We start from the raw sequence: 20,830 nt of genomic DNA, 5'->3' as shown, positions 1-20,830 counted from the left end.
CGTTACTTCTTCGAGGTCGCGTCCTTCAGTTGGGGCAGCGACGTGCCACTGGAGGCGAGCAGGCCGGTCTTGACGTACGTGAACAGCTTTTCGCGCGTGTCGACGATGTCGAGGTTGCGCATGGTGAGCTGGCCGATGCGATCCGCCGGCGTGAAGGGGGCGTTTTCCACCTTCTCCATGGACAGGCGCTCGGGCGCGTACGTGAGGTTGGGCGACACGGTGTTGAGCAGCGAGTAGTCGTTGCCGCGGCGCAGTTCGATGGTGACTTCGCCGGTGACGGCGCGGGCAACCCAGCGCTGGGCGGTTTCACGCAGCATGATGGCTTGCGGATCGAACCAGCGGCCCTGGTACAGCAGGCGGCCCAGCTTGCGGCCGTTTTCGCGGTACTGCTCGATGGTGTCTTCGTTGTGGATGCCGGTGACCAGGCGCTCGTAGGCGATGAAGAGCAGGGCGAGGCCCGGGGCTTCATAGATGCCGCGGCTCTTGGCCTCGATGATGCGGTTTTCGATCTGGTCGCTCATGCCCAGGCCGTGACGGCCGCCGATGCGGTTGGCTTCGAGCATCAGTTCGACGGGGTCGGCGTAATCAACGCCGTTCAAGGCGACGGGCTGGCCTTCTTCGAAGCGCACCGTGACTTCCTCGGCCTTGACGGCGACGTCGTCGCGCCAGAACGCCACGCCCATGATGGGCTTGACGATGCGGATGCCGGAGTTCAGGTGCTCCAGGTCCTTGGCTTCGTGCGTGGCGCCGAGCAGGTTGGAGTCGGTGGAGTAGGCCTTTTCAGCCGACATCTTGTAGTCGAAACCGGCCTGGCGCATGTATTCGGACATTTCCGAACGGCCGCCGAGTTCGTCGATGAAGCGCTGGTCCAGCCAGGGCTTGTAGATCTTCAGTTCCGGGTTGGTGAGCAGACCGTAGCGGTAGAAGCGCTCGATGTCGTTGCCCTTGAACGTGCTGCCGTCGCCCCAGATATTGACGTTGTCTTCCTTCATGGCGGCGACCAGCATCGTGCCCGTGACGGCGCGGCCGATGGGCGTCGTGTTGAAGTACGTGATGCCGGCGGTCGAGATGTGGAAGGCGCCCGATTGCAGGGCGGCGATGCCTTCGGCCACGAGCTGCGCGCGGCAGTCGATCAGGCGGGCGTTTTCGGCGCCGTAGGCCATGGCCTTGCGGGGAATCTCGTCGTAGTCGGATTCGTCGGGCTGGCCCAGGTTGGCGGTGTAGGCGTAGGGAATGGCGCCGTTGTTGCGCATCCAGAGGAGCGCCGCGCTGGTGTCCAGGCCGCCGGAAAAGGCGATGCCGACTTTCTGGCCGGTGGGCAGGTTCGGGAGGATAGTGGTCATTGTTTGAGGTGAGACGCCAACAGGACTTTGACAGCAACGAGCCGCCAAACAAGAAAAGTAGCCCGCCATTTTAACTCTTTTGAGGGGGGCTGGCCTTGGGAGCGAACAGATCGGCAAGCCGCAGTTCGCGGATGAGTTGGCCCGTGGCGGCGGCCAGCCGGGTGGCCGGGCGATGGCGCGGGCTGGCCAGCACCAGGTTGTTGGTGATCGTGGGCGAACCGATGGCGCACAGGGACAGTTCATGCTCGGCGGCCGGGCCGCGCGCGGCCGAGCGGGGCAGGATGGCGTAGGCGTCGCCCTGCGCCGCCAGTTCGACGATGGTCTGCACGGCGTCGACCTCGGCCGCCACTTTGAGCCGCACGCCCTGCGCGCGGCAGACGCTTTCCACGAGGGTGCGGATGGCGTTGGGCAGGCTGGGCAGCACCAGGGGATAGTCGCCCAGCCGCGCGACCGGCACGTGATCGGGCAGGGGCGGCTGATGGCCCGCGGCGGCCGCCAGGACGAGATCTTCGCGAAACAGCGATTCGTAGGCCAGCTGCGGAGACGGGGCCGGGTCATAGAGCAAGGCCAGGTCCACGCGGCCGGCGAGCAGCCATTCGCGGACCTGCGCGCTCAAGCCTTCGGCCACCGCGATGGAGGCATCGGGAAAGTTCTGGCGGAACGCCTGCACGAGCGGGGGCGTGAGCACGCGCGCGATGCGCGGCGGCAGGCCGATCATGACCTTGCCCGTGGGCGTTTCGCGCAGCGTCTGGAGATCTTCCTTGGCGCGTTCCGCCAGCGTCAGCAAGGCACGGGCGTGCTCCAAAAAGCGCAGGCCGGCCTCCGTGGGTTCGGCGCCGCGGCCGTTGCGGTAGAGCAGGTGCTGGCCCAGCTCTACCTCCAGCAGCCGCACCTGGCGGCTGAGCGTGGGCTGCGCGACGTCCAGCATCTCTGCGGCGCGCGAGAAGCTGCGGCGCTCGGCCACCCGCACGAAGTATTCGATCTGCTTGAGATCCATCGGATATTAGCTTTTTCGATATCAGAAATATCAGGTATAGCATTGTTTGCCAGGCCACATTCCGCGAGGATGGCGTTTTGCAATGAGGAAGTCCCCCGTGCCCGATTGCCGTCCGCCGCTCGCCTCGCCGTCCCGTCCCCGCCATGCGCTGCCGCCGGGCGCGTGCGACGCGCATTGCCATATCTTCGGGCCGGACGTCGTGTTTCCGTACGCGCAGGGCCGTTCCTACACGCCGCCGGACGCGCCGTACGCCAGCATGGCGGCGCTGCACGCCCATCTGGGCATCGAGCGGGCCGTCGTCGTGCAGGCCAATTGCCATGGGTCGGATCACCGCGCCTTGCTGGACGCGCTGGCGCGCAGCGCAGGACGGTATCGCGGCGTGGCGTTGCTGGGCGCCGACGCCACGGCGGCCAGCGTCAAGGCGCTGCATGAAGGCGGCGTGCGGGCCGCGCGCTTCAATTTCGTGCCGCATCTGGGCGGCGCGCCCGATCCGGCCGTGTTCGACCATGTGGTGGCGCTGATTGCGCCGCTGGGCTGGCACCTTTGCCTGCACGTGGACGGCGCGATGCTGCCGGAATTGCTGCCGCGCCTGCTCGCGTTGCCGGTGCCGTTCGTCGTGGATCACATGGGTCGGCTGAAGGCATCGGACGGGCTCGATTCGCCGGCGATGCGGGCGCTGCTCAGCCTGGCCGACGTCGACGCGGCCTGGGTCAAGGTGTCCGGCATCGACCGCATTGCCGCCGGCAGGCGGCCGTTCGCCGAAGGCATCCCGTTCGTGCGCACGCTCGTTCAGGCCATGCCGGACCGCACGCTGTGGGGCACGGACTGGCCGCATCCGAATGTGGCGGGCGACATGCCGGACGACGGCGAGCTGGTCGACACGTTTTTCGAGGCCTGCCCGGACGCCGGGCTGCGTCAGCGCGTGCTGGTGGACAACCCCGCGCGGCTTTACGGATTTCAGTAGTACCGAGACCGCGGAACGAGGGCCAGGATGCCCGAGCCGCAAGCACACCCCCAATCAACGAGGAGACACCATGTTCAAGAAAATCATCTCGGCCGCCGTGCTGAGCCTGGCCGCCGCGGGTGCGGCTCATGCCGACGGTCCCGTGCGCCTCATCATTGCGTTCCCGCCGGGCGGCCCGGTGGACCTGGTGGGCCGCGTGCTGGCCGAGCAGCTGGGCAAGGAGCTCAAGCAGAACGTCATCGTCGAGAACAAGGCGGGGGCCAATGGCAACATCGCGGCCGCCTACGTGGCCAAGGCGCCTGCCGACGGCTCGGTGCTGTTCCTGACCAGCGTTGGCGCGGTGGCGATCAGCCCGGCGCTGTACAAGGACCTGCCTTATGATCCGGCGCGCGATTTCGCGCCGGTGTCGCGCGTGGTGAACAATGCCACGGTGTTCGTGGTGAACCCATCCAATCCGGCCACCGATGCAGCCGACTTCGTGAAGAAGTCGCAAGCCGCGTCGCAGTCGGTCGCCATCGGCTCGTCGGGCATCGGCAGCATTCCGCACCTGACGCTGGAAATGTTTGCCGATTCCAGCAAGGCCAAGGTGCTGCACGTGCCTTACAAGGGCGCGGCGCCCGTCATCAACGACGTGATGGGCAATCAGGTATCCGGGTTCTTTGGCGACGTGCCGGGCCTCATCGGCCACATCCAGGGCGGCAAGCTCAAGCCCCTGGGCGTGGCGGCGCCGACCCGCCATCCGCTGCTGCCCGATGTGAAGACGCTGGCCGAGCAAGGCATCCCCGGCGTCGAGTCCAATAACTGGTACGGCCTTGTCGCGCCGGCGGGCACCCCTGCCGCTACCGTGGACAAGCTGAACCAGGCCGTGCGCGCCGCGTTGGGCAACGAAACCGTGCGTGCCCGCCTGGAGAAGTTCGGCGCCGAGGCCGCGCCCAGCACGCCGCAGGAATTGGGCGCGCTGATCGCCGCCGACCGCGAGAAGTGGACCGCGCTGATCCAGCGCAAGAACATCCGTCCGGAGTAAGCATGAGCGCCCGCCGCATTGAACCCGTCGTGCCGGGCACCCGCCCGGAGTTGGCCGTGCTGGAGGCGCGCATTGCAGCCGCGCGCGGCCGCATCTCGCCGCTGTACCAGGTGTTGCTGAACAGTCCGGCCGTGGTCGAGGGCTGGGAAGCCATGCTGACCGCGATCCGGCAGAACACGTCGCTGGCGCCGCGGTTGCGCGAGCTGATCATCCTGCGCGTGGCAACGTTGAACAACGCGCCGTACGAGTTCGAGGCGCACGTGCCGCACGCGCTGGCGGGCGGCATGCCGCAGGCTGTCATCGACGTGCTGCGCGGCAATCCCGCTCCGGATCAGGTACAGGGCCTGGAACCTGGCGAGGCCGAGGTGCTGGCGCTGACCGACGCCATGACGCGCGATATCGAGGTGCCGGACGCGGTGTTCGCGCCGCTGCGCGCGCGCTATGACGACGCGCAACTGGTGGAACTGACCGCGACGGTGGGCGCGTACAACATGGTGTCGCGCTTCCTGGTCGCCTTGCGCGTCGGACATTGAAAGGAGAGCGCTGTGCAGGAAACGATATTGCTGGTGTCGCTGGGCGAGCGGTTTGACGAGACGCGCATTCAGGATCTGGCCGGGCGTCTCGCGGACGGCCTGGAGGATGTGAAGATCAGCGCCTTTGCCGCGCTGGGAGCCGAAGACACCTACGTATACGTGCGCGGGGCCCGTGCATTGCCGCAGATCCAGGCCCGCCTGAATGAACTGGCGCCCGGCGCGCACGCGCGGGTGCTGCATCTGACGCTGGATTTGCCGGGCGCGTCGGCGGGACAGGAGGCGCCGTGGCATTACATCGTCGAAACCGACGTGCTGCCCGAGGCCGAGGCCGACCTGAACGCCTGGTACGACCAGGAGCACCTGCCCGGCCTGGCGTCGGTGCCCGGCACGGTGCGCGCGCAGCGCTGGGAATGCCGCGATGCGTCGCCGAGGTACCTGGCCTGCTACGACCTGCACACGCAGGAAACCTTCGGCAGCCCGCCGTGGCTGGCCGTGCGCGCGACCGACTGGAGCAGCCGCGTGCGGCCGTCCTTTCGCAACACGCGGCGCACGATGTTCAGGAAGATCCTGTAGCGCCGTTGCGCCACAAAAGAGAAGGGGCCCGGACATCGCGCGATGTCCGGGCCCCTTTTTACCTGCGGGAGGGCGTCAGTCGACCTGACCCAGCAGCAGGAATTCCATCAGCGCCTTCTGCACGTGCAGGCGGTTCTCGGCCTCGTCCCAGACCACGCTCTGCGGGCCGTCGATCACTTCGCCGGTCACTTCCTCGCCCCGATGGGCGGGCAGGCAGTGCATGAAGACGGCCTGCGGGTCGGCGGCGGCCATCATTTCGGCATCCACGCACCAGTCGGCAAACGCGGCGCGGCGCTCTTCGTTTTCAGCCTCGTAGCCCATGCTGGTCCAGACGTCGGTCGTGACCAGGTGCGCGCCCTTGCACGCTTCCATGGGATCCTTGAACTGGCGCAGCACCTTGTCGGGCGGCGTGCCGATGCGGGCGGCTTCAAGTTCGTAGCCGGCCGGCGTGGACACGTGCAGCGTGAAGCCCAGCATTTCGGCCGCCTGCAGCCACGTGTAGGCCATGTTGTTGGCGTCGCCCACCCAGGCGACCGTCTTGCCGGCAATGGGGCCGCGGTGCTCGATGTAGGTGAAGATGTCGGCCAGGATCTGGCAGGGGTGGAATTCGTTGGTCAGGCCGTTGATCACGGGCACGCGCGAATGCGACGCGAAGCGCTCGATGCGGGTCTGCTCGAACGTGCGGATCATGACGATGTCGACCATGCGCGAGATCACGCGCGCGGTGTCCTCGATGGGCTCGGAGCGGCCGAGCTGCGAATCGTTGGACGTCAGGTTGATGACCGAGCCGCCCATCTGGTACATGCCGGCCTCGAACGACACGCGGGTGCGCGTGCTGGCCTTTTCGAACACCATTGCCAGCGTGCGGTCGTGCAGCGGCATGTGGGGCTCATAGCGTTTGAACTTTTCCTTGATCAGGCGCGCGCGGTCCAGCACGTAGGCGATCTCGGCGGACGAGAAGTCCTTGAACTGCAGAAAGTGCCGCAGCGGGCCATTTTGAGTCGTGGGAGGAGTCATGTTGATGTCGCAGGTCATTGGGCCCGGCCAGGCTCGTGGCCCGGCAGGGACGTTGATTATGGTTTTTCGGCCAGGAACTGTTGGATGAGCGGAACCAGGAGGGAGACGATCTGGTCGGCCTCTTCCCGGGTCAGGATCAGCGGCGGCAGCATGCGGATGACGCGGTCGCGCGTGACGTTGATGAGCAGGCCCGCTTCCAGGGCGCGTAGCGCCAGGACGCCGCAGGGGCGGGCCAGTTCGATGCCCAGCATGAGGCCGCGGCCGCGGATGTCGGCCACGCCGGGCGTGCCGGCCAGCGCGCCGGCCAGGCGGTCTTTCAGGTATTCGCCCACGGCATGGGCGTTTTCAAGCAGGTTTTCGGATTCCAGCGCATCGAGCACTGCGAGGCCCGCGGCGCACACCAGCGGCCCGCCGCCGAACGTGGTGCCGTGGCTGCCCGGCGTGAAGACGCCCGCGGCGGGGCCTGCCGCCAGCATCGCGCCGATGGGCACGCCACCCGCCAGCCCCTTGGCCAGCGTCATGACGTCGGGACGGATATCGGCCCATTGATGCGCGAACCACTTGCCGGTGCGTCCGATGCCGGACTGCACTTCGTCGATCATCAGCAGCCAGCCGCGCTCGGTGCACAACTGGCGCAGCGCCTGCAGGTAGGCGATGTCGGACGGGCGGATGCCGCCTTCGCCCTGCAGGACTTCCAGCAGCACCGCGGTGGTGCGGGGCTCGGCGTCGCCCGCGGCGCGCACCGCTTCAAGGTTGTTGTACGGCACCTGGATGAAGCCGCTGGGCAGGGGTTCGAAGCCCTTGCGCGCCTTGTCGCTGCCGGTGGCCGCCAGCGTGGCCAGCGTGCGGCCATGCCAGGACGAATCCATCGTGATGATGTGGGCGTGCTTGTTGCCGCGCTGGTACGCGTAGTAGCGGGCGAGCTTGATGGCCGCTTCGTTGGCTTCGGAGCCGCTGTTGTTGAACGCGACTTCCTGCATGCCGGACAGCGCCGTCAGCCGGGCGGCCAGCGCGGTCTGCTGGGGGATTTCGTAGATGTTGGAGGTATGGATGACGCGGGCGGCCTGCTCGGTGATGGCGGCGACCAGCTTGGGATGGGCATGGCCCAGGCACGAGACGCCGATGCCGGCCAGGGCATCCAGGTACTTTCGGCCGTCAGCGTCCCACAGCCAGACACCCTGGCCGTGCGTGAACGATACCGGCAGCCGGGCATAGATATTGGCCAGAGGCGAGCTCATCGCGGATCCTCCTGGGGGAATGGCATCGACAGCGTGCCCGCTTCCAAGGGGCGAATCGGGGGCGAATCGCGGTTTGAAAGAGGGCAAAGGATCAATCATATACAATTCGCGGCGCGGCACGCATGTTTGATCACGCCGAAGATCCGGCTTTCGTGAAAGGCGTCCCGCAGTGAAGAACACATGGCAACTCGCGTCAGACAATTCGTAATTCATGGCGTTACCGAAAGCGGTAGCCGTTTCCGCCCCAGCGATTGGGCAGAACGGCTCGCCGGCGTAATGGCACAGTTCCGGCCGGCCGGCTGTGCTGGTAACCACCTCACTTATTCGCCTTATGTGCTGCCCGTCGTGATCGATGGCGTGCGCGGGATCGTGGTCGACCTGCGCCTGCGCGACCTGGAGCCGCTGGCCTACAAGTTCGTGGTGGATTTCGCCCGCGACAACAACCTCAAGACGGAAGAACGCGAAATCTAGGCCCCCAGAACGAAAAAGCGCCCCAACCGGGCGCTTTTCTCATTCTGCGGCCCTGCACGCCCATCGGGCGGGCCGGGCGCTACCCGCCGCGCGGGCGCTGGCCCGCACGGCGGCAGGCATATCACTTGGCGTAGACCAGGTCGCGCAGTCCCAGCGACAGTCCTGGCCAATAGGTGATGACCATCAGGCACAGGATCACGACGCCGACGAAGGGCACCAGCGGCTTGACGATACGCTCGAGCGGCAGCTTGGCCACCGCGCAGGCCGCGAACAGGTTCACCCCGAACGGCGGCGTGATCATGCCCAGCGCCAGGTTGACCACCATGATGATGCCGAAGTGCACCGGGTCCACGCCGAACTGCAGCGCCACCGGCAGCAGCAGCGGGGCCAGCACGACGATCGACGCCGAGGTCTCGATGAACATGCCGATGACGAACAGCGCCGCGTTCACGCCCATCAGGAATCCGAACTTTGTGTCGAAAACCTGGGCTAGCCACGTGCCCAGCGCGTCCGGAATGCCGGCGCGGTTGAGCAGGAAGCTGAACAGGCCGGCGTTGGCGATCACGAACATGATGACCGCGGTCGACACAACCGACTTGTGCAGCGTGTCCGACAACTGGCGGAACGTGAGGCGGCGGTAGATGACCTTGCCCACGAAGACGGCGTACATCACGGCCACGACCGAGGCCTCGGTCGGCGTGAAGACGCCGCCGTAGATGCCGCCCAGGATGATGACGGGCATCAGCAGCGCCAGCCACGCGCGCTTGAACGACGGCCACAGCGGCAGGCGGCCTTCGCCGTCGCGCTTGCCCAGGTTGTTGCGCTTGGCGTAGAGCCAGACGTAGAACATCAGCGCCACCCCGATCAGGATGCCGGGCATGACGCCGGCGATGAACAGCTCGCCGGTGGACGTGTCGGTGGACACGGCAAACAGGATCATCGGGATCGACGGCGGAATGATGACGCCAAGTTCCGCCGCGCTGGCCTGCAATGACGCCGCAAAGGGGGCGGGATAGCCGTGCCGGATCATCGCGGGGATCAGGATCGCGCCGACCGCGAAGGTGGTGGCCACGCTGGAGCCGGCGACCGCCGCGAAGATCATGCAGGTCAGCACGCAGGTGCAGGCCAGGCCGCCCTGGATGCCGCCCACCACGCTCTTGGCGAATTCCACCATGCGTTCGGAGATGCCGCCGGCTTCCATCAGGTTGCCGGCCAGGATGAAGAAGGGGATGGCCACGAGCGGGTACTTGTCCAGCGCGGCGAACAACTGCTGCGCGACGACCAGCCAGGGCAGGCCCGCGGCGCCGACGCCCGCCAGGCTGGCCAGCCCGATCGACACGGCGACCGGCACGGACAGCCCGAAGAAAATCAGCATCGAGACAATCATTAATTGGGACATGGCGATTTCTGCTGCTCAGGTTCGATAAGGGGCGGCTCAGCCTTGCGCGTCGTTGCGCACGGGCACGTCTTCTTCGTCGCCGGCGCACCAGCGGGCCAGCACGGCGATGGCCGCCAGCGTGGCGCCCACGGGGATCGCCAGGTAGATCCAGGAAATCGAGATGTCCAGGCTCGGCACGTTCTGGAAACGCACGCGGTAGGTCATGTTGCCGCCGATCCAGGCCAGAAAGCCGAGAAAACCGGCGCAGATGAGGCCGATGATGGCTTCCAGTACCCGGCGCCGCTTGCTGCCCAGCATGTTGCGCAGCAGTTCCACGCTGATCATGGCGCCGTGGCGGAAGGCCAGGGCCACGCCCAGCAGCACGGTCCAGATGAGAAGCGCGCGGGTGAGGACCTCGCTCCAGTCGGCCGGCGAATGCAGCACGAACCGGGCGATGACCTGATAGAACGCGGCCGCTGCGGCGGCGACCAAGAGGAGTTGGGCGAATGCCGAGACCAGCTTGAACAGGCCGCGGTCGAAGGCGCAGAGCAAACGCATGGTGAATTCCGTTGGCGAAAGTCGCGAAAAAAATAGGGCGGGCGCGCGGCGAAAGCCGGCCCCGCCGTCAGGCGAGCGGCCCCGCCACGGGGGCCGCGCCGGCTTACTTGGTGTCGCGGATCGAGTCGATCAGCTTCTTGTCGAACTTCTTGTAGTACTCGGGGTAGGCGGGTTCCACGGCGGCGGCGAAGGCGGCGCGGTCCACTTCGGTGACTTGCATGCCTTCCTTCTTCAGCTGCTCGACGCCCGTCTTCTCGATGTTGTCGACGTAGGCGCGCATGGCCTGGGCCGATTCCTTGCCGGCCTTGTCGAAGTTGGCCTTGTCGGCGGCCGACAGGCCTTCATAGACGTTGGCCGACATCAGCACCAGGGCCGGGCCGTACACGTGGCCGGTCAGCGACAGGTACTTCTGCATCTGCGACAGCTTGGCCGACGTGATCACGGACAGCGGGTTTTCCTGGCCGTCGATGGTGCCCTGCTGAAGGGCGGTGGCCACTTCGGGCCAGGCCATCGGCGTGGGCAGGATGCCGATCTGGCGGAAGGCGGTGATGTGGATGGGGTTTTCCGTGGTGCGGATCTTCAGGCCCTTGGCATCCGCCGGGGTCTTGACCGGACGCACGTTGTTGGTCAGGTGGCGAAAGCCCTGTTCGCCCCAGGCCAGCGCCACGATGCCGCGGCTGGGGAACTTGGCCAACATGTCCTGGCCGATCTTGCTGTCGAGCACGGCACGGGCGTGCGGCAGGTCGCGCAAGAGGAAGGGAATATCGAAAACGCCGGTTTCGGGAACAAAATTGAGGGTTGCACCGGTCGAAACGATCGCGAGATCGATGGTGCCGATCTGCAGGCCCTCGATGACCTCGCGTTCGCCGCCCAGCGCACTGTTGGCGAATTGCTGGACCTTGAACTTGCCGTTGGAAGAGGCCTCGATGGACTTGGCCATCGCGTCGGCGCCGGCGCCGTAGTGCGACGAGGTCGACAGGGCGTAGGCCATCTTCAGGGTGGTCTGTGCCGCCGAGGGCAGGGATGTGGCGGCCGCGCAGGCGGCCAGAATCGTGGCCGCAAGCCAGGATTTACGCATTGTCTTCTCCGGAATTGGTTATCTTTAGGGGCGGCTTTGCCTCCCGCCCCGGGATGATATCGGGAATCAGATCGCTTTCTTACCGTTGGCTAACATAGTTGAATGATGGATTTCCCTGATATGTCACAGGCCAAGCGCCCCGGTTTCTGGTCCACCCTGCGCCTGGGCGCCCGGATGATGATGCGCGATGCGCGCGCCGGCGAACTGCGCCTCCTGGTGCTGGCCCTGGTTGTGGCGGTGGCGGCGGTTACCAGCGTGGGCTTTCTGGCGGACCGCGTCGGACGCGCGCTGGAACGCGATGCCGGCCAGATGCTGGGCGCCGATCTGGTGCTGGACGCCGACGAGCCCGTGCCGGCCGCCTTCAAGGATCAGGCGCGCGAGCGCGGCCTCACCGTGTCCAGCACATGGCAGTTTCCTTCCATGGTGGGCGCCGGCGACGGCGCACAGCTTGCCGCCCTGAAGGCCGTGGAACCCGGCTACCCGCTGCGCGGGGCGCTGCGGGTGGCGGATGCGCCGTTCGCGCCCAACGCGCCCACGCGCGACGTGCCGCCCGAAGGCGCGGTGTGGGTCGACGCGCAATTGCTGGCGCTGCTGAACCTGAAGGTGGGTGACACGCTCAATGTGGGCGACGCCCACCTGCGCATCGACCGCGTCATCACCTATGAGCCGGACAAGGGCATGCAGTTTGTCAACGTGGCCCCGCGCGTGCTGCTGCGCGCCAGCGACCTGCCGGCCACCGGCCTGATCGCGCCGGGCAGCCGCATCGGGTATGCCATGCTGATCGCCGGTCAGCCGGACGCCGTGGCCGGGTATTCCGCCTGGCTGAACCAGAACCTCAAGCGCGGCCAGAAGATCGCCACGCTGGAGTCGGGCCGCCCCGAAGTGCGCCGCACGCTGGACCGCGCGCAGCGTTTCCTGTCGCTGGTGGCGCTGCTGGCGGTGCTGATCTCGGCCGTGGCCGTGGCGCTGGCGGCGGGGCGCTACATGACGCGGCACCGCGACGGCATCGCGGTCATGCGCTGCCTGGGCGCCGTGCAGTCGCAGGTCGCGCGGATGCTGACGCTGGAATTCACGTTGGTTGGCCTGTTCTCGTCCGCGGCCGGCTGCCTGCTGGGCTTTGGCGTGCACCAGGTGCTGGTGATGCTGCTGGGGTCGCTGATCGACACCACGCTGCCGGCGCCATCGGCCATTCCGGCGCTGCAGGGCCTGTTGACCGGGCTGCTGCTGCTCCTGGGCTTTGCGCTGCCCGCGCTGGCGCAGCTTCGGCACGTGCCGCCCGCCCGCGTCCTGCGGCGCGATGCGGACACGATCAGCGCGCGTAGCGCCTTCGGATACGTGCTGGGCGCGGCGGGGTTCGCGCTGCTCATCTGGTGGTTCGCGGGCGACGCCAAGCTGGGCGGCGTGGTGGCGGGCGGCTTCCTGGGGGCCTTCGGCGTGTTCGCTCTGGTGGCCTGGCTGTGCATTCTGGGACTGGCGCGGGTGCGCCGCCTGGCGGCCGGGTTTCCGGCGCTGCGTTTTGCGCTGGCGGGCGTGGTGCGCCGCCGGGCGGCCACGATCACGCAGGTCTGCGCGCTGGCTGTCGGGTTGATGGCGCTGCTGCTGCTGACCATGACCCGCACCGATCTGATCCAGGGGTGGCAGCGCACCATGCCGCCGGACGCGCCCAACCGGTTCCTGATCAACGTGCAGCCAGACCAGCGCCAGGCCGTGACCGATGCGCTGACGCGCGAAGGGCTGGGCCGCATCACGTTATCGCCGATGGTGCGTGGCCGGCTGATCGCGGTCAACGGCAAGCCGGTGGGACCGGACGACTACGAAGAACCGCGCGCCAAGCGCCTGGTGGACCGCGAATTCAACCTGTCCTATGGCGATGCGCTGCCGTCTTCCAACCTCATCGAGCAGGGCCGCTGGCTGGCGCCGGGCTCGGCCGAGGTCTCGCTGGAGGCGGGGCTGGCGCAGTCCCTGCGCATCGGGCTAGGCGACAAGATGACGTTCGATGTGGCCGGCCAGCAGGTCGAAGTGGCCGTGTCGAGCATCCGCCGGGTGGATTGGGATACGATGCGCGTCAATTTTTTCGCCATCCTGACCCCCGCCGCACTGGCCGACATGCCTCAAAGCTGGATCACGTCCTTTTACCTGCCGCCTGACAAGGCGGCGGTGTTGCCCGCGCTGGTGCGGGAGTTTCCGAACCTGACGGTGTTCGACGTGGGCGCCATCCTGCAGCAGTTGCAATCCGTGTTGAATGAAGTGGGCCGCGCGGTGCAGCTCCTGTTCCTGTTCACCCTGGCCGCCGGCGTGCTGGTGCTGTCCGCGGCGCTGACCGCGACGCGCGATGAGCGGATGCGTGAGGCGGCGGTGCTGCGCGCGCTCGGCGCCACGCGCCGTCAGCTTGCCCGTTCCCAGCGCATCGAGCTGTGGGCGGTGGGCGGGCTGGCCGGCCTTTTGGCGGCGGCTGGCGCCACGGCGATCGCTTGGGTTTTGTCAACGCAGGTGTTCGACTTCACCATTACCCTCAGCCTCTGGCCATGGCTGGCCGGCATCGGCGCAGGCATGCTGGGCGCCTGGGCGGGCGGCGCGCTTGCCCTGCGCGGCGTGCTGCGCACACCGCCGCTTGTCACACTTCGAGAAACCTGATGACGTCCCGCGTCCACACCATTACAGAACCCGTGGAAAACTCCCGCACCATGTTTGACCTTCTTGGCGGCGAAGCTGGCGTGCGCGCCCTCGTCGACCGTTTCTATGACCTGATGGACGTGGAGCCCGACCTCAAGGAACTGCGCGCCGCCCACGGCCCCAGCCTGGACGAGGCGCGCGACAAGCTCTTCTGGTTCCTGTGCGGGTACTTCGGCGGGCCGGACCACTATATCGAGCGCTTCGGGCATCCCCGCCTGCGGGCCCGCCATCTGCCGTTTTCCATCGGCGAGGTCGAGCGCGACCAGTGGGTGGCCTGCATCGGACGCGCGATGGAAGACGAGGGCATCGAGCCCGTCCTGATCGAGCGCCTGCTCGAATCGTTCTACGGCGTTGCCGACTGGATGCGCAATCGTGAAGGGTGACGATCAATCCGGCGCGCGGCGCACCGCCTGGGAGGGTCCGCTGGCCGGGGCCATGCTCAGCGACACGCGGCGCGTGGCCGACGCGGGGCCGGAAGTCTTCAATCCCGCGCACTACGGCGACCGGGCGCGGCCCGTGGACGTCGGCGGTCGCCAGGCCGCGTGGTTCGTGGAGGGGCAGGGCTGGCAGGGCGTGCTGCGGCGCTACCGCCGCGGCGGCATGATCGCCCGCATCAGCCGCGACGCGTATCTGTGGAACGGCGAGTCGCGCACCCGAAGCTTCCGCGAATACCGCCTGCTGGCCGCGCTGCGCGCGCAAGGGCTGCCGGTGCCCGCCCCGCTGGCGGCGGCCTACTGGCGTCAGGGCCCGATCTACCGCGCCGCCATCGTGGTCGAGCGCATCCCCGGCGTGCGGCCCTTGGCGCAGGCGCTGACCGAACCGCTATGGCAGCCGGTGGCCGACGCCATCGTCCGCATGCACCGGGCGGGCGTCTGGCACGCCGACCTGAACGCCTTCAACATCCTCATCGGCAACGACGGCCGGGTCTGGCTCATCGACTTCGACCGCGGCACGCAGGGCGCGTTGTCCGAGCGTCAGCGCCAGGCCAATCTGGACCGGCTGCGCCGGTCGCTGCGCAAGGTGGCTGGCGAGGCCGGCGACCGATTCTGGATGCGCCTGCGCGACAGTTACTGGACGGCCTGGGGCATCGGCATCCAGCCCTGACCGCCGGCCCGCCGGGCGCGGCCGCCACGGGGGCAATTGCGCCAATTACCCCGCAAAGTTGGGCAGGTCAGCGCTAAAAGGCTTTATCATTTCGCCTTTTGGTACTCCTGTCATAAACGGCATAGAGCAAGGGGGCTGGACATAATGGAACTGAAGGCGGGAATGCGCTGGGCGCTCGGCGCGGTGCTGGCTGCGGCAGCGACATCGGCGGCGGTGGCGCAGAACAAGGTCGTCAATGTCTACAACTGGGCCGAATACACGGCCCCGGACACGATCCCGGGTTTCGAGAAGGAAACCGGCATCAAGGTCCGCTATGACGTCTATGACAGCAACGACGCCTTGCAGGCCAAATTGCTGGCCGGCAAGTCGGGTTACGACGTCGTTGTCCCGTCCACCCATTACGCCTCGCGCCAGATCGAAGCCGGCCTGTTCCAGAAGCTGGACAAGTCCAAGATCCCCAACTGGAAGTACCTGGATCCGGAAATCATGGCGCTGGTCGCCACGGTCGATCCCGGCAACGAACACGCCATTCCGTGGGGCTACGGCACCAACGGCCTGGGCTACAACGTCACCAAGGTCAAGCAGATCATGGGTGACGACGTGGACCTGGCCAGCTGGGACATGATCTTCAAGCCCGAGAACGCCGCCAAGCTCAAGGAGTGCGGCATCTCGATGCTGGACGAAGCCGCGCAGGTCTTCCCGGCCGTGCTCAAGTACCTGGGCAAGGACCCCAACAGCACCAACGCCGCCGACTACCAGGCCGCGATGGAAGTGTTGAAGAAGATCCGCCCGTATATCCGCCAGTTCAGTTCGTCGGGCTACATCGACGAGCTGGCCGTGGGCGACCTGTGCATGGTCTACGGCTTTTCCGGCGACGTCATGATCGCCCGCAAGCGCGCGCAGGACGCCAAGAAGCCCTATGAAGTGAACTACTTCATTCCCAAGGGCGGCGCGCCGGCGTGGTTCGACCTGATGGTCATCCCCAAGGATGCGCCGCATCCCGAAGAGGCGCTGGCCTTCATCAACTACATCGAAACGCCGAAGGTCCATGCGGCCATCACCAACACCATGTTCTATCCCAACGCCAACAAAGAGGCGCGGCAGTACGTGAACAAGGATGTGGCTGAGAATCCCATGATCTACCCGCCCGCCGACGTCTCCAAGACCCTGTACGTGATCAAGGCGCTGCCCTTGAACATTTCACGTCTGCAGAACAAGTTGTGGTCCGAGCTGAAGTTGGGAAATTAGTCATCATGAACGATAGCCGTTACTCGGCGCAGCACGCGGCGGACCCGGACGAGTTCGTCCGGGTTTCCGACGTGGTAAAGATCTTTGGCGACGTGGTGGCCGTGCGCTCGGTCAACCTGTCCGTCAAACGCAATGAAATCTTCGCGCTGCTGGGCAGCTCGGGCAGCGGCAAGTCCACCTTGCTGCGCATGCTGGCGGGCTTCGAGGAAGCCACCTCGGGCCAGATCCTGCTGGACGGCGAGGACATCACCAGCGTGCCGCCGTACCGCCGGCCCGTGAACATGATGTTCCAGTCGTACGCGCTCTTCCCGCACATGACGGTCGAGGCCAACGTGGCCTTTGGCCTGAAGCAGGAAGGCGTGGACCGCGCGGAAATCCATGACCGCGTGTTCGAGGCCCTGGACCTGGTGCAGATGGCGGGCTATTCGCGCCGCAAGCCCAACCAGCTCTCGGGCGGGCAGCAGCAGCGCGTGGCGCTGGCGCGCAGCCTGGTCAAGCGTCCCAAGCTGCTGCTGCTGGACGAGCCCATGTCGGCGCTGGACAAGCAGATCCGCCAGAAGACGCAGATCGAACTCGTGAAGATCCTCGAGCAGGTCGGCGTGACCTGCATCATGGTCACCCACGACCAGGAAGAAGCCATGACCATGGCGCACCGCCTGGCCGTCATGACCGAAGGCCAGATTGTCCAGTGCGGCACGCCCCAGGACGTCTACGCGTTCCCGAACTCGCGCTTTGTCGCCAGCTTCATCGGGTCGACCAACATGTTCACCGGCACCATCGTGGTCGACGAGCCCGACCACGTGGCCATCGAATGCGCCGAGCTGACCCGTCCGCTTTACGTGAACCACGGCGTGAGCGAGCCGCTGGGCATGGAGGTGCACGTGTCCATCCGCCCCGAGCGCCTCTTGGTGTCGCGCGAGCAGCCCGATGGCGACTACAACTGGGCGCACGGCATGGTCAGCCACATGGCCTGGATGGGCAGCTACGCCCTCTACCAGATCCGCCTGGATTCCGGCAAGACGGTCGAGGCCAGCGTGCCCAGCCGGCTCCTTGCCCAGATGGATGCGCCGGGCATCGACGAAGAAATCTTCGTCAGCTGGGACGCCGACAGCGCGACGGTGCTTGCGTCATGATCCGTTTTTCGCCCCGCGACTGGCTCCCGTCGGGCCGGGCACTGGCGGTGGTGCCGCCGTTCGCCTGGCTGGTGCTGTTTCTGCTGGTGCCGTTCCTGCTGGTGCTGAAGATCAGCTTTGCCGAAATGAAGTTCGGCATTCCGCCGTATACGTCGCTGGCGCAGTTCCAGGACGAGGCGATCCAGTTCAGCCTGCACCTGCGCGGCTACATCCTGCTGTTCACGGAAAACCAGTATTTCCGCACGTACCTCAGCTCGGTCAAGATCGCCGGCATCACCACGCTGGTCTGCGTGTTGATCGGCTATCCCATCGCGTACTACATTGCCCGTTCGTCCGCGCGCGTGCGCAACCTGCTGCTGCTGGCGGTGATCCTGCCGTTCTGGACCTCGCTGCTGCTGCGCGTGTATGCCTGGGTGGGCATCCTGCGCAACGACGGCCTGCTCAACAACCTGCTGCAGAGCCTGGGCCTGATCTCCAGTCCGCTCGAGATCTACCGCACCGACCTGGCCGTGTACATCGGCATGGTCTACGCCTATCTGCCGTTCTTCATCCTGCCGCTGTACGCGACGCTGGTGAAGATGGACCTGCGCCTCCTGGAGGCCGCCTATGACCTGGGCGCCAAACCCTGGCAGGCGTTCTGGCAGATCACGGTCCCGATGTCCCGCCAGGGCGTGATCGCGGGCGCCATGCTCGTGTTCATCCCGGCCGTCGGCGAATACGTGATCCCGGAAATGCTGGGCGGGGCCAATACGCTGATGATCGGCCGCGTGATGTGGAATGAATTCTTCAACAACGCCGACTGGCCGATGGCGTCGGCCGTGACGTGCGTGATGGTGTTGCTGCTGCTCGTGCCGCTGGTGTACTTCCAGTACAGCCAGGTCAAGCAGCAGGGGGGAGGCCGCAAATGAACGGTCCGAACAAGACGCTGCGCGCCGTGGTGCTGGGGCTGGGCTACTTCTTTCTGTACGTGCCCATCATCAGCCTGATGGTGTTTTCGTTCAACGAGTCGCCGTCCGTCACGTCGTGGACGGGGTTCTCGCTGCGCTGGTATCACTCGCTGGCCAACGACGACGCGCTGTTGCGCGCCGCCTGGCTGTCGTTCCGCATTGCCGTGCTGACGGCCACCGCGGCGGTCGTCATCGGCACCTGGGCCGGCTACGTGCTGGGCCGCATGGGGCGCTTTCGCGGCTTTGCGCTCTACGTCGGCATGCTGAGCGCGCCGCTGGTGATCCCCGAGGTCGTGCTGGGCATCTCGCTGCTCCTGATGTTCGTCGAAGTGCGCGGCGCGCTGGGCTGGCCCGAGCAGAACGGCATGTTCACGATCTGGGTGGGGCACGTGACGCTGTGCATGGCGTTCGTGGCCGTCGTCATCCAGACCCGCATCCGCGACCTGGACCGCTCGCTGGAAGAGGCCGCGCTGGATCTGGGCGCCACCCCGATCACGGTGTTCTTCAAGATCACGCTGCCGCTCATCGCGCCCGCGCTGGCGTCGGCCTGGCTGCTCGCCTTCACGCTGTCGCTGGACGACGTCGTCATCGCGTCGTTCCTGTCCGGCCCCGGTTCCAGCACGCTGCCCATGGAGGTCTTCTCCCGGGTGCGGCTGGGCCTGAAGCCCGAGATCAACGCGCTGGCCACCCTGTTCATCCTGGCGGTGGGCACGTGCGTGATCCTCGCCAACCGCATGCAATGGCGCAAGGAGTCCGAATCCAAATGACGCAAACCACCCTGTATGGCCTGACCAAGTGCAGCACGTGCGTGAAGGCGCGCGACTGGCTCACCGAGCACGGCGTCGACCACGCTTTCGTGGACTATCGCGACAATCCGGTGGCGGCCGCGACGCTCAAATCCTGGGCCGAGCAGGTCGGCGGCTGGGAAAAGCTGGTCAACCGCGCCTCGATGACGTGGCGCAATCTGCCCGAAGACCGCAAGACCGCGCACACCGACGCCCAGTGGACCAAGCTGATCGCCGAATACCCGGCGCTGGTGCGCCGTCCGGTGACGGTCACGCCGGATGGCGAGGTGAGTGTTGGTTTCAGTGAAAAGCGCTACGGCGAACGTTTCGCCTGAGGCCGGGGGCGGGCCCGGCCGGGCCCTGCCGGACGCCTTCTTCGACCGCGATGCAGCCCAGCTTGCGCGCGAGTTGCCCGGCAAGGTGATCCGCCACCGGGTCGGCGGCCTGTGGCTGTCGGCCCGCATCATCGAGACCGAGGCCTACTATCTGGAAGAGCGGGGCAGCCATGCCTCGCTGGGCTACACCCACAAGCGCCGCGCCCTGTTCATGGACGGCGGCACCATCTACATGTATTACGCCCGCGGGGGCGATTCGCTGAACTTCAGCGCGGGCGGCCCCGGCAACGCGGTGCTGATCAAGTCCGCCTATCCGTGGACGGACGCGCTGTCCGGCCCCGAAGCCCTGGACCGGATGCGCGAGCTCAATCCCGATGCGCAAGGACGGCCCCGGGCTTTGGGCGCGCTCTGCGCGGGGCAGACCCTGCTGTGCCGGTCGCTGGGCCTGAAAGTGCCCGAGTGGGATGCGCGCCGCTTCGATCCCGAGGCCCTGTACGTCGAAGACGTGGGCGAGTCCCCGCCGTATCTGATCTGCACCACGCGCCTGGGCATCCCCACGGGGCGCGACGAGCACCTGAGCTACCGGTTCGTGGATCCGGCCTACGCCGCCTTCTGCACGCGCAATCCGCTGCGGCGCGGCCAGCGCGCGGGACAGGACTATGTGTGGGTGGACCGGCAGGGCATCGTGCTGCCCGAGGCGCCGGCCGGCGGTTAGAGGCCGGCTTCGCGGACGCGCCGGGCAAGCGATTCGCGCAGTTCGGCGTACTTGCGCTGCAGGCGCCGGCGGTTCAAGCGCTTGCTCCATGCATACAGCGGGATCAGCGGCAGCACGCCGAAGCCGTCGATCAGGTACAGCCCCTTCTTGCCGTCGGCGTTCTGGCCCACCGCGATGTTGCTGCTGGACATGTCATGCACCACCACGTGCGCGTCGGCCAGGTCGTCGAAGAATTCGTCCAGCTGCGCCCGCAGGGCCTCGTCAAACTGACCCTTCATGGCAAGTTCGGTCAAGGTCGGCGCCATATTGCCCGCCTCGTCCGTGATCTTTTCGACAACCAGTCCCAGCCCAAGCGAGGTCTGCGCCACACCGAAAATGCGCGCCATGGGCACCTGCCACACGCCGGAGGGGCGGGTTGTGGTGGTGACGTATTCCGAGATCTCGTTCAGGTAGACGCGGTAGGCGCTTTCGCGCTGATATTGCTTGTACCAGCGTTTGAACGGCCGCGCTTCCAGGTAGATCGCCCGTGCGCGCATATCCATGACCTTGACGAGCAGGGACGGGGAATGCGGGTGCTGGAAAATGTGCCGGTCCCCGCCGGTCGCGAGCGGCGTGGCCGAATCCAGGTTCAGCGGTCCGAACACGGATTGATATGACACGGGAGGCGTGCTGGCGGGGCGGTCGGCAGAGTTCAAAGAAGCGGGGCGGTTCATTCG

At 66.7% G+C, this 20,830-nt stretch carries 22 protein-coding genes; 14 read left to right on the top strand and 8 right to left on the bottom strand.

Annotated elements, in window-relative coordinates:
• Positions 1-2 precede the first annotated feature (2 nt).
• Together argG and KVT32_RS16710 are read right to left on the bottom strand one after the other, a co-directional pair.
• On the bottom strand, positions 3-1,343 hold the full coding sequence (argG, locus tag KVT32_RS16715; protein WP_217618541.1) for an argininosuccinate synthase: 1,341 nt from the start codon (positions 1,341-1,343) through the stop codon (positions 3-5).
• 70 nt (positions 1,344-1,413) lie between these two features.
• Complete coding sequence (locus tag KVT32_RS16710) at positions 1,414-2,340, bottom strand: LysR substrate-binding domain-containing protein (protein WP_217618540.1); 927 nt, start codon at positions 2,338-2,340, stop codon at positions 1,414-1,416.
• A 97-nt stretch (positions 2,341-2,437) separates the two neighbouring features.
• Here KVT32_RS16710 and KVT32_RS16705 point away from each other — a divergent pair, with 97 nt between their 5' ends.
• From KVT32_RS16705 to KVT32_RS16690, 4 genes are all read left to right on the top strand, one after another.
• Positions 2,438-3,304 carry an amidohydrolase family protein gene (locus tag KVT32_RS16705; RefSeq protein ID WP_217618561.1) on the top strand — a complete coding sequence of 289 codons (867 nt, stop codon included), beginning with the start codon at positions 2,438-2,440 and terminating at the stop codon, positions 3,302-3,304.
• Between the two features lie 70 nt (positions 3,305-3,374).
• The gene (locus tag KVT32_RS16700; RefSeq protein ID WP_056320100.1) at positions 3,375-4,328 is read left to right on the top strand and encodes a tripartite tricarboxylate transporter substrate binding protein; all 954 of its coding nucleotides are present in this window, start codon (positions 3,375-3,377) and stop codon (positions 4,326-4,328) included.
• A gap of 2 nt (positions 4,329-4,330) precedes the next feature.
• A complete protein-coding gene (locus tag KVT32_RS16695; RefSeq protein WP_217618539.1) occupies positions 4,331-4,861 on the top strand; it encodes a carboxymuconolactone decarboxylase family protein in 531 nt (176 codons plus the stop codon).
• A gap of 12 nt (positions 4,862-4,873) precedes the next feature.
• Positions 4,874-5,434, top strand: coding sequence for a DUF4286 family protein (locus KVT32_RS16690; RefSeq protein ID WP_175156860.1), 561 nt, complete (start codon positions 4,874-4,876; stop codon positions 5,432-5,434).
• 75 nt (positions 5,435-5,509) lie between these two features.
• Here KVT32_RS16690 and argF read toward each other — a convergent pair whose 3' ends face one another.
• Both argF and KVT32_RS16680 read right to left on the bottom strand, forming a co-directional pair.
• On the bottom strand, positions 5,510-6,451 hold the full coding sequence (argF, locus tag KVT32_RS16685; protein WP_056320238.1) for an ornithine carbamoyltransferase: 942 nt from the start codon (positions 6,449-6,451) through the stop codon (positions 5,510-5,512).
• A gap of 56 nt (positions 6,452-6,507) precedes the next feature.
• Positions 6,508-7,689 (bottom strand): aspartate aminotransferase family protein, encoded by a 1,182-nt coding sequence (locus KVT32_RS16680; protein WP_175156861.1) that lies wholly within the window; start codon positions 7,687-7,689, stop codon positions 6,508-6,510.
• Positions 7,690-7,869: 180 nt separating this feature from the next.
• Between KVT32_RS16680 and KVT32_RS16675 the strand changes: the two genes are divergently transcribed.
• Positions 7,870-8,160, top strand: coding sequence for a DUF3579 domain-containing protein (locus KVT32_RS16675; RefSeq protein WP_013392635.1), 291 nt, complete (start codon positions 7,870-7,872; stop codon positions 8,158-8,160).
• A 121-nt stretch (positions 8,161-8,281) separates the two neighbouring features.
• On the opposite strand, the gene KVT32_RS16670 is transcribed toward KVT32_RS16675, so the two are convergent.
• From KVT32_RS16670 to KVT32_RS16660, 3 genes are all read right to left on the bottom strand, one after another.
• Positions 8,282-9,559, bottom strand: coding sequence for a TRAP transporter large permease (locus KVT32_RS16670; RefSeq protein ID WP_056320107.1), 1,278 nt, complete (start codon positions 9,557-9,559; stop codon positions 8,282-8,284).
• 36 nt (positions 9,560-9,595) lie between these two features.
• Positions 9,596-10,096, bottom strand: a complete 501-nt coding sequence (locus tag KVT32_RS16665) for a TRAP transporter small permease (protein ID WP_217618538.1) — start codon at positions 10,094-10,096, stop codon at positions 9,596-9,598.
• A 103-nt stretch (positions 10,097-10,199) separates the two neighbouring features.
• Positions 10,200-11,174, bottom strand: a complete 975-nt coding sequence (locus KVT32_RS16660; RefSeq protein WP_056320112.1) for a TRAP transporter substrate-binding protein — start codon at positions 11,172-11,174, stop codon at positions 10,200-10,202.
• 102 nt (positions 11,175-11,276) lie between these two features.
• On the opposite strand from KVT32_RS16660, the gene KVT32_RS16655 reads away from it, so the two are divergent.
• The 9 genes from KVT32_RS16655 (at position 11,277) to KVT32_RS16615 (ending at position 20,114) form a co-directional block, all read left to right on the top strand.
• Positions 11,277-13,808, top strand: coding sequence for an ABC transporter permease (locus tag KVT32_RS16655; protein ID WP_217618537.1), 2,532 nt, complete (start codon positions 11,277-11,279; stop codon positions 13,806-13,808).
• Positions 13,808-14,230 carry a group II truncated hemoglobin gene (locus tag KVT32_RS16650; protein WP_217618536.1) on the top strand — a complete coding sequence of 141 codons (423 nt, stop codon included), beginning with the start codon at positions 13,808-13,810 and terminating at the stop codon, positions 14,228-14,230. The genes KVT32_RS16655 and KVT32_RS16650 overlap by 1 nt, the downstream gene beginning before the upstream one ends.
• A complete protein-coding gene (locus KVT32_RS16645; RefSeq protein WP_217618535.1) occupies positions 14,220-14,951 on the top strand; it encodes a 3-deoxy-D-manno-octulosonic acid kinase in 732 nt (243 codons plus the stop codon). Before KVT32_RS16650 ends, KVT32_RS16645 begins: the two co-directional genes overlap by 11 nt.
• Before the next feature lie 144 nt (positions 14,952-15,095).
• Entirely contained in the window at positions 15,096-16,199 is a 1,104-nt protein-coding gene (locus KVT32_RS16640; protein WP_175156866.1) for a polyamine ABC transporter substrate-binding protein, read from the top strand.
• Between the two features lie 5 nt (positions 16,200-16,204).
• Positions 16,205-17,332 carry an ABC transporter ATP-binding protein gene (locus KVT32_RS16635; RefSeq protein ID WP_056320123.1) on the top strand — a complete coding sequence of 376 codons (1,128 nt, stop codon included), beginning with the start codon at positions 16,205-16,207 and terminating at the stop codon, positions 17,330-17,332.
• On the top strand, positions 17,329-18,240 hold the full coding sequence (locus tag KVT32_RS16630) for an ABC transporter permease subunit (RefSeq protein ID WP_062838427.1): 912 nt from the start codon (positions 17,329-17,331) through the stop codon (positions 18,238-18,240). The genes KVT32_RS16635 and KVT32_RS16630 overlap by 4 nt, the downstream gene beginning before the upstream one ends.
• Entirely contained in the window at positions 18,237-19,046 is an 810-nt protein-coding gene (locus tag KVT32_RS16625) for an ABC transporter permease subunit (protein ID WP_056320129.1), read from the top strand. The genes KVT32_RS16630 and KVT32_RS16625 overlap by 4 nt, the downstream gene beginning before the upstream one ends.
• Positions 19,043-19,399: a Spx/MgsR family RNA polymerase-binding regulatory protein gene (locus tag KVT32_RS16620; protein WP_056320131.1), complete on the top strand. Its 357-nt coding sequence runs from the start codon at positions 19,043-19,045 to the stop codon at positions 19,397-19,399. Before KVT32_RS16625 ends, KVT32_RS16620 begins: the two co-directional genes overlap by 4 nt.
• On the top strand, positions 19,368-20,114 hold the full coding sequence (locus tag KVT32_RS16615; RefSeq protein ID WP_152383870.1) for a DNA-3-methyladenine glycosylase: 747 nt from the start codon (positions 19,368-19,370) through the stop codon (positions 20,112-20,114). The genes KVT32_RS16620 and KVT32_RS16615 overlap by 32 nt, the downstream gene beginning before the upstream one ends.
• Here the strand turns inward: KVT32_RS16615 and KVT32_RS16610 are convergent.
• On the bottom strand, positions 20,111-20,827 hold the full coding sequence (locus KVT32_RS16610; protein ID WP_174245383.1) for a PhoP regulatory network YrbL family protein: 717 nt from the start codon (positions 20,825-20,827) through the stop codon (positions 20,111-20,113). The two genes, KVT32_RS16615 and KVT32_RS16610, sit on opposite strands and share 4 nt — an antisense overlap.
• Positions 20,828-20,830: the final 3 nt, after the last annotated feature.

Source organism: Achromobacter sp. GbtcB20, from assembly GCF_019091095.1.
GTDB classification, from domain to species: domain Bacteria; phylum Pseudomonadota; class Gammaproteobacteria; order Burkholderiales; family Burkholderiaceae_B; genus Achromobacter; species Achromobacter mucicolens.
This window is presented reverse-complemented; position numbering and strand designations above follow the sequence as displayed.

Coding starts and splice junctions, on each gene's coding strand:
- argG (WP_217618541.1), bottom strand. CDS start 1,343: ATGACCACTATCCTCCCGAACCTGCCCACCGGCCAGAAAGTCGGCATC.
- KVT32_RS16710 (WP_217618540.1), bottom strand. CDS start 2,340: ATGGATCTCAAGCAGATCGAATACTTCGTGCGGGTGGCCGAGCGCCGC.
- KVT32_RS16700 (WP_056320100.1), top strand. CDS start 3,375: ATGTTCAAGAAAATCATCTCGGCCGCCGTGCTGAGCCTGGCCGCCGCG.
- KVT32_RS16695 (WP_217618539.1), top strand. CDS start 4,331: ATGAGCGCCCGCCGCATTGAACCCGTCGTGCCGGGCACCCGCCCGGAG.
- argF (WP_056320238.1), bottom strand. CDS start 6,451: ATGACTCCTCCCACGACTCAAAATGGCCCGCTGCGGCACTTTCTGCAG.
- KVT32_RS16680 (WP_175156861.1), bottom strand. CDS start 7,689: ATGAGCTCGCCTCTGGCCAATATCTATGCCCGGCTGCCGGTATCGTTC.
- KVT32_RS16675 (WP_013392635.1), top strand. CDS start 7,870: ATGGCAACTCGCGTCAGACAATTCGTAATTCATGGCGTTACCGAAAGC.
- KVT32_RS16670 (WP_056320107.1), bottom strand. CDS start 9,559: ATGTCCCAATTAATGATTGTCTCGATGCTGATTTTCTTCGGGCTGTCC.
- KVT32_RS16665 (WP_217618538.1), bottom strand. CDS start 10,096: ATGCGTTTGCTCTGCGCCTTCGACCGCGGCCTGTTCAAGCTGGTCTCG.
- KVT32_RS16660 (WP_056320112.1), bottom strand. CDS start 11,174: ATGCGTAAATCCTGGCTTGCGGCCACGATTCTGGCCGCCTGCGCGGCC.
- KVT32_RS16655 (WP_217618537.1), top strand. CDS start 11,277: ATGATGGATTTCCCTGATATGTCACAGGCCAAGCGCCCCGGTTTCTGG.
- KVT32_RS16650 (WP_217618536.1), top strand. CDS start 13,808: ATGACGTCCCGCGTCCACACCATTACAGAACCCGTGGAAAACTCCCGC.
- KVT32_RS16640 (WP_175156866.1), top strand. CDS start 15,096: ATGGAACTGAAGGCGGGAATGCGCTGGGCGCTCGGCGCGGTGCTGGCT.
- KVT32_RS16635 (WP_056320123.1), top strand. CDS start 16,205: ATGAACGATAGCCGTTACTCGGCGCAGCACGCGGCGGACCCGGACGAG.
- KVT32_RS16630 (WP_062838427.1), top strand. CDS start 17,329: ATGATCCGTTTTTCGCCCCGCGACTGGCTCCCGTCGGGCCGGGCACTG.
- KVT32_RS16625 (WP_056320129.1), top strand. CDS start 18,237: ATGAACGGTCCGAACAAGACGCTGCGCGCCGTGGTGCTGGGGCTGGGC.
- KVT32_RS16620 (WP_056320131.1), top strand. CDS start 19,043: ATGACGCAAACCACCCTGTATGGCCTGACCAAGTGCAGCACGTGCGTG.
- KVT32_RS16610 (WP_174245383.1), bottom strand. CDS start 20,827: ATGAACCGCCCCGCTTCTTTGAACTCTGCCGACCGCCCCGCCAGCACG.